We start from the raw sequence: 12,194 nt of genomic DNA on the forward strand, positions 1-12,194 counted from the left end.
AGACAGGACATTGAGGGGGCTTCTGACCAAGCTCCTGACTTGTTGAATCAACCCCAGACGCTCGGTCTGCAGCCGTAGCGTCCAGGGTGTCGGTCGGCACGGGCCCGCAGTGCTCCTTGCCGCCCTCGGGCTGGCTCACTGATAGCGTGCCGCCGCCGGCCGACACCCGCGCGGTGTGGCTCGACAGAGGCATGAAGGCGACACGGTGACTTCAAGTCAGGGTGCCCACCGCACTCCCCTTCCTGTCTCATCGAGTGCGAGGGCAGCAGCCTGTGATCCTGATCGGTGTCGATCCCCACAAGTCGTCCCACACCGCCGTCGCCGTGGACGCCGCCGGCCACCAGGTGGCCCAGCGCCGGTTCGTCGTCAACGCCGGAACCTTCCGCCAGCTGATGCGCTGGTGCGAGCAGTGGCCCGACCGTCGTTTCGCGGTCGAAGGCGCCGGCGGCCTGGGCCGCTCCCTCGCCCAGCAGCTGGCCGCCGCGGGCGAGAACGTGGTCGACGTGCCCTCCACCCTGTCGGCCCGGGCCCGGCTGCTGGCCACCGGCGGAGACCGCAAGACCGACGCGAAGGACGCCCTCCACGTCGCCCAGGCCGCCCTCTTCCGCCACGACCTGCGACCCGTGGTCCCCGAAGACCAGACCACGATCCTGCGGCTGCTGACCGAGCGCCGGGACGACCTGGTCCACGAGCGCACCCGCGTCCTCAACCGGCTCCACGCCGTCCTGCGTGATCTCCTGCCCGGCGGAGCCCCCACCGGCCTGTCGGCCGACAAGGCCGCCGCCTTGATGAAGGGCGTCCGGCCGGTCACGGCCACCGACAACTGCCGCCGGGACATAGCCCGTGATCTGCTGGCCGACCTGCGCAGACTGGACCGGCAGGTCAAGGACAATGAAGCCGAAATGCGCGAGGCCGTCGCCGCGACCCGCACGACGCTGACCACCCTGCCGGGCCTGGGCACCGTGCTGGCCGCGAAGGTCCTCGGCCACATCGGGGACGTCGCCCGGTTCCCCACCGAGCATCACTTCGCCAGCTACACCGGCAGCGCGCCACTGGACGCCTCCAGCGGCAACAACGTCCGCCACCGGCTCAACACCGGTGGCAACCGCGCGCTGAACTCGGTGCTGCACACGATCGCCGTCTGCCAGATCCGCGACGGCGGGCGCGGGCAGGACTACTACCTCCGCAAGATCAGTGAGGGGAAGACCCCTTCGGAGGCCCGCCGGGCCCTCAAGCGACGCCTGTCCAACGTGGTCTACCGGATCATGAAACGAGATCAACGGAACCACCTCGCTCAGGCCGCTTGACACACAGAGGCGCTATCAGGTCATGTTCCGCCCGGCCGGAGCCGTGAGAACAGGTCCCGGCAGCCGGACAGAACAACCGGAAGACAGCCCAGCAGGACGTCAGTCAGTGGTGGAGCCACGACCACCGGAACCTGCGTACCACTATCAATGTCAGTGGGCGCCTATAACCTCGTAGGCGTGTCGTCTCTCGCGCTGTACCGCCGCTATCGCCCGGAGTCGTTCGCCGAGGTCATCGGGCAGGAGCATGTCACCGGCCCGTTGCAGCAGGCGCTGCGGAACAACCGGGTCAATCACGCGTACCTGTTCAGTGGTCCGCGCGGCTGCGGCAAGACGACCAGTGCGCGCATCCTCGCGCGGTGTCTGAACTGCGAGCAGGGGCCCACGCCGACCCCGTGCGGGGAGTGCCAGTCGTGCCGCGACCTCGCGCGCAACGGGCCCGGTTCGATCGACGTCATCGAGATCGACGCCGCGTCCCACGGTGGTGTGGACGACGCCCGTGACCTGCGTGAGAAGGCGTTCTTCGGGCCCGCCTCCAGCCGGTACAAGATCTACATCATCGACGAGGCCCACATGGTCACGTCGGCCGGTTTCAACGCCCTGCTCAAGGTCGTCGAGGAGCCTCCTGAGCACCTCAAGTTCATCTTCGCGACCACCGAGCCCGAGAAGGTCATCGGGACGATCCGCTCGCGCACCCACCACTACCCGTTCCGGCTGGTACCGCCCGGCACCCTGCGCGAGTACCTCGGCGAGGTGTGCGGGAAGGAGGACATCCCCGTCGAGGAGGGCGTGCTGCCGCTCGTCGTGCGGGCCGGTGCCGGGTCCGTGCGTGACTCGATGTCCGTCATGGACCAGCTGCTCGCCGGTGCCGGGGCGGACGGCGTGACGTATGCCATGGCCACGGCCCTGCTCGGGTACACGGACGGCTCGCTGCTCGACTCCGTGGTCGAGGCCTTCGCGACCGGGGACGGCGCCGCCGCCTTCGAGGTCGTCGACCGGGTCATCGAGGGCGGCAACGACCCGCGCAGGTTCGTCGCGGACCTGCTGGAGCGGCTGCGGGACCTCGTCATCCTCGCCGCCGTCCCCGACGCCGCAGAGAAGGGGCTGATCGACGCCCCCGCCGACGTCGTGGAGCGGATGCAGGCCCAGGCCGGCACCTACGGACCCGCCGAGCTCACCCGCGCCGCCGACATCGTCAACGAGGGGCTGACCGAGATGCGCGGCGCCACCTCGCCCCGTCTCCAGCTCGAGCTGATCTGCGCGCGCGTGCTGCTTCCCGCCGCGTACGGCGACGAGCGCTCGGTCATGGCCCGGCTGGACCGGATCGAGCGCGGGGTGAACTTCTCGGCGGGGGCCGGCGCTGCCGGAGTGCCCGCCATGGGATACGTCCCTGGGCCGGAGGCCCATGGGGGAGCGCAGGGGCAGGGCGGCATCGAGCCGGGAGGCGGTGCCGCCGCTGCCCGGGCCGCGGTGCGGCCACCGGGGCCGGCGCCCACGCCCGCGCCGCCCGCACCGGCTCCCGCCCAGGCACCGCCCCCGGCGGCCGCACCCGCTCCCGCCCCGGCACCGGCCGCCGAGAGCCCGGCCGCGCCGGCCGGTGCACCCGGTGCCTGGCCCACCGCCGCGCCCGCCGGGGGAGCGCTCGCCGGGGGAGCGGCGGCCGGGGGCGGCGGCGGAGGCCGGCGGCCTGGTGGCTGGCCCACGGCGACTCCCGCCGGTGGCGGCCGGCCCGCCACGCCACCGCCGAGCGCACCCGCACCCGCACCCGCGCCCGCGCCTGAAGGGGCGCCGCCGGCCACCGCGCCGTCGGGCGGCGGCGGTGGTGGACCCGATCCCCGCATGCTCTGGCCCAACATCCTGGAAACGGTCAAGAACCGTCGCCGCTTCACATGGATCCTGCTCAGTCAGAACGCCCAGGTGACCGGATTCGACGGCACGACCCTCCAGCTCGGCTTCGTGAACGCGGGCGCCCGGGACAACTTCCTCAGCAGCGGCAGCGAGGATGTCCTGCGCCAGGCGCTGGCCGAGCAGTTCAACGTGCAGTGGAAGATCGAGGCGGTCGTCGACCCGTCCGGCGGCGGTGCGGGGGCTCCCCCGCCGTCCGGCCCGCCCGGCGGTCGCAACGGCGGCGGGTACGGCGGTGGCGGCGGCGGGTACGGCTCCGGCGGTTCCGGCGGTCCGGGGGGAGGGCAGCGTCCCTCCGCGCCCCAGGCTCCCGCGCCGGCCGCCCCCGCGCAGCCGCCGGGCCCGCCCGGTGCGGCGGCCGGGCCCGTGCCGGGTTCCGCTCCGCCGGCCCCCCGGCCCTCCGCGCCGGAGCCGCCCCCGCCCGTCTCGCCCGAGGACGACGTTCCCGAGGACGACGACCCCGACCTGGACGAGTCCGCCCTCTCCGGACAGGAACTGCTCGTACGGGAGCTGGGAGCGACGGTCGTCGAGGAGATCGCCAGCGAGTAGGGGACGGCCGGGCTGCCGAGGCATGGTGTCCGTGGTGTATTTGGAGGAAGCGACAAGGCATCTCTCCCTCCGCTCTCAGCAGCCCGCACAAAGGGAACCCGCCGTCTCCCGTTAGGCTGACCCCCGTGAAGGTCCTCGTCATCGGTAGCGGCGCCCGCGAACACGCCCTGTGCCACTCCCTGTCCCTCGACCCCGACGTCACCGCGCTGCACTGCGCCCCCGGCAACGCCGGCATCGCCGAGGTGGCGGAGCTGCACGCGGTCGACGCCCTCGACGGCGCGGCCGTGTCGGCGCTGGCCACGCGGCTCGGCGCGGACCTCGTGGTGGTCGGCCCGGAGGCGCCCCTGGTCGCCGGTGTCGCCGACGCCGTGCGCGACGCGGGCATCCCCGTCTTCGGCCCCTCCAAGGAGGCCGCGCAGCTCGAGGGTTCCAAGGCCTTCGCGAAGGACGTCATGGCGGCGGCCGGTGTGCCCACCGCCCGCAGCTACGTCTGCACGACGCCCGAGGAGGTCGACGCGGCCCTGAAGGCGTTCGGCGCCCCCCATGTCGTCAAGGACGACGGGCTCGCGGCCGGCAAGGGCGTCGTCGTCACGGACGACATCGAGGCGGCCCGCGCGCACGCCCGTGGTTGCGACCGCGTGGTGATCGAGGAGTTCCTCGACGGCCCCGAGGTCTCCCTCTTCGCGATCACCGACGGCGAGACCGTCGTGCCCCTCCAGCCGGCCCAGGACTTCAAGCGCGCACGGGACGGCGACGCGGGCCCGAACACCGGCGGCATGGGGGCCTACTCCCCGCTGCCGTGGGCCGACCCGAAGCTGGTCGACGAGGTCATGGAGACGGTTCTCCAGCCGACCGTCGACGAGATGCGGCGCCGGGGCACCCCGTTCTCCGGCCTGCTCTACGCCGGGCTGGCGATCACCTCGCGCGGTGTCCGCGTGATCGAGTTCAACGCCCGCTTCGGCGACCCCGAGACCCAGGTGGTCCTGGCCCGGCTGCGGACGCCGCTGGGCGGGCTCCTCATGGCCGCCGCCACCGGCAACCTCGCCCATCTGGAGCCGACCCGCTGGAGCGACGAGGCCGCCGTCACCGTGGTCGTCGCCTCGCACAACTACCCCGGCACCCCGCGCACCGGCGACCCGATCACCGGCCTGGACGAGGTCGCCGCCCAGGACGCCCCGCACGCGTACGTCCTGCACGCCGGCACCAGGCGCGACGGTGACCGGATCGTCAGCGCGGGCGGGCGGGTGCTGTCCATCACGGCGACCGGCAAGGACCTCACCGAGGCCCGCGACCGCGCCTACCGCGCGGTCTCCCGCATCGGCCTCGACGGCAGCCAGTACCGCACGGACATCGCGGCCAAGGCAGCCCAGGACGCCTAACGGCTGGCCCAGGGCCCCGGCCCATCGGGCCCGGGCTGGGTCCTGGTCCATCGGGCCCGGCGTGGGCTCCGGCCTATCGGACCCGGGCAGGGCTCCGGCCCATCGGACCCGGGCTGCGGGCCTTCCTCCACCGGCTCCGCTCCCCCGCCCGCCGGTGCCTCGTCCACGACGGGCCACCGACTCCGGGCCCCGCCGGCCCGTCGGACCGCCGACCGCGGGTCCTCTGGACCGTCGGCCCCGGACGGCCGGAGTCCAGCGGCCTCAGGCCCACCCGGACCCCGAGCAGTTGGGTTCTTCGGTCTTCCGGGCCGCCGAGCTGTCCGCCCTCGTCTAGGCACCCCCGCGCCGCGCGGTTCATGCCCGGTTTCGAGGCACGACCCGGCATCGGCGAACCGGCGGATCCGGTCCTGTGCAGCGATCTCGTCCGAGGCGTCGAAGTGCCGTACCCGGTTCCACCAGCTGTGGACGTGGCCGCCGTTGAGAGCCCGCGGCGGAACCGTCGCTTCCGACCTACGAGGCCGAATCGCCGGTATCAACCCGGGCCCGAGCGGCGGCAGCGGCCTGCGCCGCCTCCTGGAAGTCGGCGATGGCCCCGCCGTGATTCCTCGCCCAGTCCGTCAGCACCTCGATCGGCTCGACGAGGGTCCGGCCGAGGTCGGTCAGGCCGTACTCAACCCGCCTCGGAGCTACTGCATGGCGCTCGACCAGGCCGTACTGCTGGAGCCGACGCAGCGTCTGCGTGAGGACCTTGCGCGAGATGCCGCCGATCAGGTCAACGAGCTCACCATGCCTACGGGGCTCCTGACTCAGCCCGAAGAGCACGAGCGCGGCCCACTTGTCGGCGAGGATCTCGACCGCCAGGCGTGTGGGGCAGTCGGCGAGGAAGGCTGATCCGGCCGTGTTCCGCATGAAATCGAAGGTACCAAAAGGTAACCAGCCGCTCCGTAACGTCTTTCCGCGAGAACAAACCACCGTGGAAAGAGGAGCAGTCCCATGCCCAGAGTCGTCGTCTTCGATGAGTTCGGCGGGCCGGACGTCATGCGCGTCGTGGAGGAACCGGTCATCGAGCCGCAGGCCGGCGAGGTACGGGTCAGGATCGAAGCCTTCGCCGTCAACCCGCTCGATCAGATGATGCGTTCCGGTACCTTGCCCGCCCCCATCCCCCTGCCGCACGCTCGCCTCGGTGTCGAAGGAACGGGCATCGTGGACGCGCTCGGCCCGCAGGTCACCGGGCTGGAGGTCGGTGACCCGGTCATCCTCACGGCCATTCCGGACGCCGGTGTCAGGGGCAGCTACGCCGAATACACCACGGTCCCCGCCAACAGGGTCATCGCCCGGCCCGGTTCGCTCGGGATCACTGAGGCGGCAGCGATCTGGGTCGCCTTCTCCACCGCCTACGGCGCGCTCGTCGAGAAGGCGCGGATGCGGCCCGGCGACCACGTCCTCATCACGGCCGCATCCGGCAGCGTCGGACAGGCGGCGATACAGATCGCCCGGCAGATCGGCGCCGTTCCCCTCGCCGTCACCCGGCACACCGCCAAGAAGGACGGCCTGCTCGCCGCGGGCGCCGCCGCGGCCGTCGCCACCGATGAGACGGACGTCGTCGAAGCCGTTCACCACCACACCGGCGGAGCCGGCGCCGACATCGTCCTTGACCTCGTCATGGGCCCCGGCCAGCAGGATCTCCTGGCCGCGGCCCGCCCCGGCGGAACACTCGTCGCCGCGGGCTTCCTGGACCCTCGGCCCGTGCCCTTCCCGTCAGGCGCGCCTCTGACGTTCTTCAGCTACCAGAGTTTCGAACACACCCTCGACGACGTCGTGGTCAAGCGCATGTCGGCCTTCCTGAACGCCGGTGTACGTCTTGGTGCGCTCCAGCCCGCCATCGACAAGGTCTTCACCCTCGACGATGTTGTCGACGCGCACCAGTACCTCGAGAAGGGGCTTCACACCGGCAAGATCGTCGTCACTGTCTAGGGGCTGCCGGGCCCCGGCCTGCCTCCCTGCCCGATAAACCCCCCAGGCCCCGGATCCGTCTCAGGATGCGGGGCCATGCCCTTGTCGTCCGTCATCCACCTTTCCCCAAAGCCATTCCATCGAGTGAGCGATGAGCCATCCGGCTGACGTGACCCGGGGCCCCAACTAGGGTGCCGCGCAGGCATTCCGGCACTTGGCCCACCGGGATTGCGATGTCAGTGGCCGGTGTCACAGTGGGGGGCATGGGCAACGCCAGGACAGTGTCCGGAGCCGGGAGGGGGTGAGGTCGGGCCATGAGCGGAAGCGGAATGGGAGCGGGCGCGGGCGGACAGAGCGCACGGTCCCGTGCGCTGGCCGTGCTGCGGGTCCGCAGCCGGGCCCTGGCCGCCGCGCTGCTGCCGGCCGGCGTCGCCGTGATTCTGCTCGTCGGCGCCTCCACCGGGCATTTCCCGGGCACCGGCTGGGACCTGGCCCGCAGGCTCGTCACCCCGGTGGCGGTGCTCGTGCTGCTCCTTGCCGCCGGTGTCGCCCTGGTCGTCGCCCGCGCCCGGCCCGCCGTGAGCCCCACCGTGCCGATCGCCGAGGAGGCGGCCCCGGATCTGTACCGGATGGTGCGCGACCTCGCCGACCGTCTCGACGTTCCCGCGCCGTCCGCGATAGCGCTCACCCCGGACTGCGACAGCTGGCTGGAGGACCGCACCCACCCGGCCCACGGCCCCCCGCCGCCGGAGGAGTACGACGACATAGCCGGTACGGCACGGCCCCCGCGCCGTACACCCGTCCCGCCCGTGCTGGTGATCGGCTCCCCGTTCCTGTGGTGGATGCGGGTGGGGGAGCTGCGCGCGGTCCTCGCCCCGGTCGTCGCCGGTACGGGACCGTCGGCCCACCCGGACATAGCCGCCGCGCGGCGTTTCGTGCAGGGGCTGGACGCGGCGGTTGCCGTCACCTCGGCGCCGCACCGCGGGCCGGTGGTCCGTGCGGGGTTCGCGGCCGTCGGCTGGGTGGTCAGGCTGCTGCTGCGCGGGTGCAGGGGGCACGCCGCCGAGATGGAGCGCGGGGTCGCCGCCGCGGCCGCCGACCGCGCACAGGCTGTGGATTACGGGCTGCGGATCGTCGCCCAGGAGCAGGTGGGGCTGGCGTACGCGGGGTGGGACCGGCTGCTCACCCGGGTCGCGCTGCCCGCCTGGCGGATGGGCCGCTGGCCCTCCCGCCTCAACGCGGGAGTGGTGGCGGCGCTCACGGAGCTGTCCCGCCGGGACCGGCTGGCCGAGGGCTTCGCCTCCCGCCTCGGCGAGCGTCCCGCCTGTGACCTGCTCGAGGAGCCGGGCGCGGTCGACGAGGCCGCCTCGCTGCTCGCCGCGCGACTGTTCCACGGAGGACCCGCGAAGACGGGACCCGACTGGGCGCCGGTCCACTGGGGCGACTATCCGGAGGAGGTCGTCGACCGCAAGTGGCGCACCGACGCCGCCCGCCTCCACCGGGTCCTGGACGCCCTCCACGCACCCCCGGACCCGGGAGACCCTCCGGCCCCGGACGGGCCGACCCTCACCCGCGTCCTCACCCACCTGACGGCCCACCCCGGCCCGGGGGAACCATCGGCCCCGTTCCCGGACGCGGAACCATCCACCCCGTTCGCGGACCCGGCGCCGCCCTCCGGCCTCCTTCCGGACGAGGACGAGGACGAGGACGAAGCCGAAGACGGGACCGAGGACGACGATCTGGCCGGTACCACCGCGCGCAGTGCCGCCCTGGCCGCCCGGCTGAGCGCCGAGCTGGCCCGTGAGGAGGCGGCGGCAGGGGCGGCGGCCGCCGCGAGTGCCGTCACCGGAGGCGCCCCGGCGCACGGCCCCGGCGACCCCGCTCCCCTCCGCGACGAGCGCGCGCTCCCGCTCTTCCCCCTCCAGCCCCCGCGCACCGGCCGCGAGCTGCTCGCCGACCACATCACGGCGATGGTCTGCTGCGCGGCGATGGACACCGCCGGCGCCACGCCGGGTCTCGACTGGCTCGACGGCCCGACCCTCCTCCTGGGCGGTGCGCGGGCTGCGGATCTGTCCCCCCAGGTGCTGGCCCTGATCGAGGACGGCGATCCCTCGGCCCTCCGCGGCTGGCTGACCGAGCACGGCATACGCGCCGAGAAGCCCGTACGGCTCGTCTGAGCCCTCGCTGTACGCCGCCGCACACGGCCGTACGCCGCCGCACACGGCCGCACACGGCCGCCGCACACCGTCCCGCCCGGAGCAGACCCTTCCGCTTTCGGTCAATTCAAAACGAACGGTGACGGAGTGGGTGCGTTATGTGATGTGCTTGGACCGTTCGGACCCGCGGGCAAGGGCTCGGGACATACGACAAGCACATAACCGTCGCCGGGCCTCACCCGTCAGGCGCCTGCCGGACAGCACCACGCGCCGCACCGCAACCGGGGTACGAGGGATGGGGAGCGATCATGGGCTCGGAGCAGATCCGTCGCTGGGAGTCGGGAGTGCTGGCACACGCCGTGAACGACCCTTTCGGGCAGGGCCCCCTCCCGTGGCTGCGCGGCAGTGAGACCTACTTCGGCGACACGGGCCAGGTCGTCCCCTGGTACGTGGACCAGGACAGCGCGCGCCCCGGCACCGTCCCGTCCCGGGTCGCCGCCGCGCCCCGCGTCCCCCGGCAGGGCGGCCCCCGGGTCCCCGCCCCCCGGTCCTCCGGCGGCCCCCGCGCGGCCGACGACGTGCACCGTCAGATCAAGGGGTTCACCTCCACCGGCGCCGTCGCCCCGGGGGAGGCCATCGACTTCCACGTCACCGTCGACCCGCCCCAGGAGTTCGACGTCGACGTCTACCGCATCGGCCACTACGCCGGCGACGGCGCCACCAAGATCACCTCGAGTCCCCGCCTCTCCGGCATCGTGCAGCCTCCGCCGCTCACCGCCGACCGCACCGTCTCCTGCCACCACTGGTGGCTGTCCTGGCGGTTACCGGTCCCGTCGTACTGGAGCGTCGGCGCGTACGTCGCCGTACTGACCACGGCCGACGGGTACCGCTCGCACATCCCGTTCACCGTCCGCGACGACCGTCCCGCGGACCTCCTGCTCGTCCTGCCCGACATCACGTGGCAGGCCTACAACCTCTACCCGGAGGACGGCCGTACCGGCGCGAGCCTCTACCACGCCTGGGACGACCAGGGCCGGCTGCTCGGCGAGTCCGACGCCGCCACCACCGTCTCCTTCGACCGCCCCTACGCGGGCGCCGGCCTCCCGCTGCACGTCGGGCACGCCTATGACGTCATCCGCTGGGCGGAGCGCTACGGCTACGACCTCGCCTACGCCGACGCCCGCGATCTGCACGCCGGCCGGGTCGACCCCACCCGCCACCGGGGCCTGATCTTCCCCGGCCACGACGAGTACTGGTCGGTGCCCATGCGCACCGCCGTGGAACGCGCCCGCGCGCACGGCACGTCCCTGGTCTTCCTCTCCGCCAACACGCTGTACTGGCAGGTGGAGCTCGTCCCCTCCCCGTCCGGCCCCGACCGCCTGCTGACCTGCCGCAAGCGCCAGGGCCCGGGCAAACCGGCGCTGTGGCGGGAGATCGACCGCGCGGAGCAGCAGCTGCTCGGCATCCAGTACGCCGGGCCCGTCCCGGAACCCCACCCGCTGATCGTGCGCAACGCGGACCACTGGATGTGGGAGGCGACGGGCGCGGGCGAGGGCGACCGGATCGAGGGCATGGTCGCGGGCGAGGCGGACCGCTACTACCCGCGCACCCCGCTGCCCGCCTACGAGGAGCGCGTCCTGCTCGCCCACTCCCCGTACACCGACCGGGCGGGCGCCCGGCGGCACCAGGAGACCTCCCTCTACCGCGCCCCCTCAGGCGCCTGGGTGTTCGCATCCGGGACCTTCGCCTGGTCCCCGGCCCTGGACCGGCCGGGCCACGTCGACCCCCGGGTTCAGCGCGCCACCGCCAATCTCCTGGACCGCATCTGCAAACGCGACTGACCCCGGGCCGCGACCGTTCACCCCGTGCGGGAGAATCAAGGCATTCATACAGAACCACGGGGAGGAACCGTGTCCGGATTCGTCGAAAAGCCCGAGCCGATCCAGGTTCCGGGCTTGGTGCATCTGCACACCGGCAAGGTGCGCGAGCTGTACCGGAACGAGGCGGGCGACCTCGTGATGGTCGCCAGCGACCGCATCTCCGCCTACGACTGGGTCCTGCCGACCGAGATCCCCGACAAGGGCCGGGTACTCACCCAGCTCTCCCTGTGGTGGTTCGAGCAGCTCGCCGATCTGCTCCCGCATCATGTGCTGAGCACGGAGCTGCCGGCCGGCGCCCCCGACGACTGGGCCGGCCGCGCCCTCGTGTGCAAGTCGCTGAACATGGTTCCCGTGGAGTGCGTGGCCCGCGGCTATCTCACCGGCTCGGGCCTGGCCGAGTACAACGAGTCCCGTACGGTCTGCGGGCTCGCCCTCCCCGAGGGCCTGGTGGACGGCTCCGAGCTGCCCGCTCCGATCTTCACCCCGGCCACCAAGGCCGCCGTCGGCGAGCACGACGAGAACGTCTCCTACGAGGAGGTCGCCCGTCAGGTCGGCGCGGACACCGCGGCCCAGCTGCGCCAGGCGACCCTCGCCGCCTACTCCCGGGCCCGAGACATCGCCCGGGACCGGGGGATCATCCTGGCGGACACCAAGTTCGAGTTCGGCTTCGACGGCGACACCCTGGTCATCGCGGACGAGGCGCTCACCCCGGACTCCTCCCGCTTCTGGCCGGCCGACCAGTGGGAGCCGGGCCGCCCGCAGCCGTCGTACGACAAGCAGTTCGTGCGGGACTGGCTCACCTCGGCCGAGTCGGGCTGGGACCGCAGGAGCGAGCAGCCCCCGCCGCCGCTGCCGCAGCACGTCGTGGACGCCACCCGCGCCAAGTACGTGGAGGCCTACGAGCGGCTGACCGGCACGACCTGGGGCTGAGCACCCGGCATACGAAGGAGGCCCCGGTCGATGACCGGGGCCTTGTCCCTGAGCGAACGACGAGGTTCGAACTCGCGACCTCAACCTTGGCAAGGTTGCGCTCTACCAACTGAGCTACGTTCGCATGCGCCGTGGCGC

Annotated in this window: 8 protein-coding genes and 1 tRNA gene; 7 read left to right on the plus strand and 2 right to left on the minus strand. The window is 72.9% G+C overall.

From position 1 onward, the window contains the following. The first annotated feature begins 272 nt into the window (after positions 1–272). The 3 genes from AC5L3C_RS19495 (at position 273) to purD (ending at position 5,137) form a co-directional block, all read left to right on the plus strand. Positions 273–1,307, plus strand: coding sequence for an IS110 family RNA-guided transposase (locus AC5L3C_RS19495; RefSeq protein WP_493650086.1), 1,035 nt, complete (start codon positions 273–275; stop codon positions 1,305–1,307). A 177-nt stretch (positions 1,308–1,484) separates the two neighbouring features. Further along, positions 1,485–3,758 carry a DNA polymerase III subunit gamma and tau gene (locus tag AC5L3C_RS19500; RefSeq protein WP_493650087.1) on the plus strand — a complete coding sequence of 758 codons (2,274 nt, stop codon included), beginning with the start codon at positions 1,485–1,487 and terminating at the stop codon, positions 3,756–3,758. Between the two features lie 125 nt (positions 3,759–3,883). Then, entirely contained in the window at positions 3,884–5,137 is a 1,254-nt protein-coding gene (gene purD / locus AC5L3C_RS19505) for a phosphoribosylamine--glycine ligase (RefSeq protein ID WP_493650088.1), read from the plus strand. Between the two features lie 510 nt (positions 5,138–5,647). Here the strand turns inward: purD and AC5L3C_RS19510 are convergent. Continuing rightward, a complete protein-coding gene (locus tag AC5L3C_RS19510; protein ID WP_493650089.1) occupies positions 5,648–6,046 on the minus strand; it encodes a winged helix-turn-helix transcriptional regulator in 399 nt (132 codons plus the stop codon). Positions 6,047–6,130: 84 nt separating this feature from the next. Between AC5L3C_RS19510 and AC5L3C_RS19515 the strand changes: the two genes are divergently transcribed. The 4 genes from AC5L3C_RS19515 to AC5L3C_RS19530 all read left to right on the plus strand — a co-directional run bounded on the left by AC5L3C_RS19515 (position 6,131) and on the right by AC5L3C_RS19530 (position 12,056). After that, positions 6,131–7,111, plus strand: coding sequence for a zinc-dependent alcohol dehydrogenase family protein (locus AC5L3C_RS19515; RefSeq protein WP_493650090.1), 981 nt, complete (start codon positions 6,131–6,133; stop codon positions 7,109–7,111). Between the two features lie 293 nt (positions 7,112–7,404). Continuing rightward, positions 7,405–9,267 carry a M48 family metalloprotease gene (locus tag AC5L3C_RS19520; protein WP_493650091.1) on the plus strand — a complete coding sequence of 621 codons (1,863 nt, stop codon included), beginning with the start codon at positions 7,405–7,407 and terminating at the stop codon, positions 9,265–9,267. Between the two features lie 287 nt (positions 9,268–9,554). Further along, positions 9,555–11,087 carry a N,N-dimethylformamidase beta subunit family domain-containing protein gene (locus tag AC5L3C_RS19525; protein ID WP_493650092.1) on the plus strand — a complete coding sequence of 511 codons (1,533 nt, stop codon included), beginning with the start codon at positions 9,555–9,557 and terminating at the stop codon, positions 11,085–11,087. A 69-nt stretch (positions 11,088–11,156) separates the two neighbouring features. Continuing rightward, positions 11,157–12,056 (plus strand): phosphoribosylaminoimidazolesuccinocarboxamide synthase, encoded by a 900-nt coding sequence (locus AC5L3C_RS19530; RefSeq protein WP_493650093.1) that lies wholly within the window; start codon positions 11,157–11,159, stop codon positions 12,054–12,056. Between the two features lie 51 nt (positions 12,057–12,107). Here AC5L3C_RS19530 and AC5L3C_RS19535 read toward each other — a convergent pair. Beyond that, positions 12,108–12,180: transfer RNA gene (locus AC5L3C_RS19535), tRNA-Gly, on the minus strand. Positions 12,181–12,194: the final 14 nt, after the last annotated feature.

It is taken from the genome of Streptomyces speibonae (assembly GCF_984686075.1).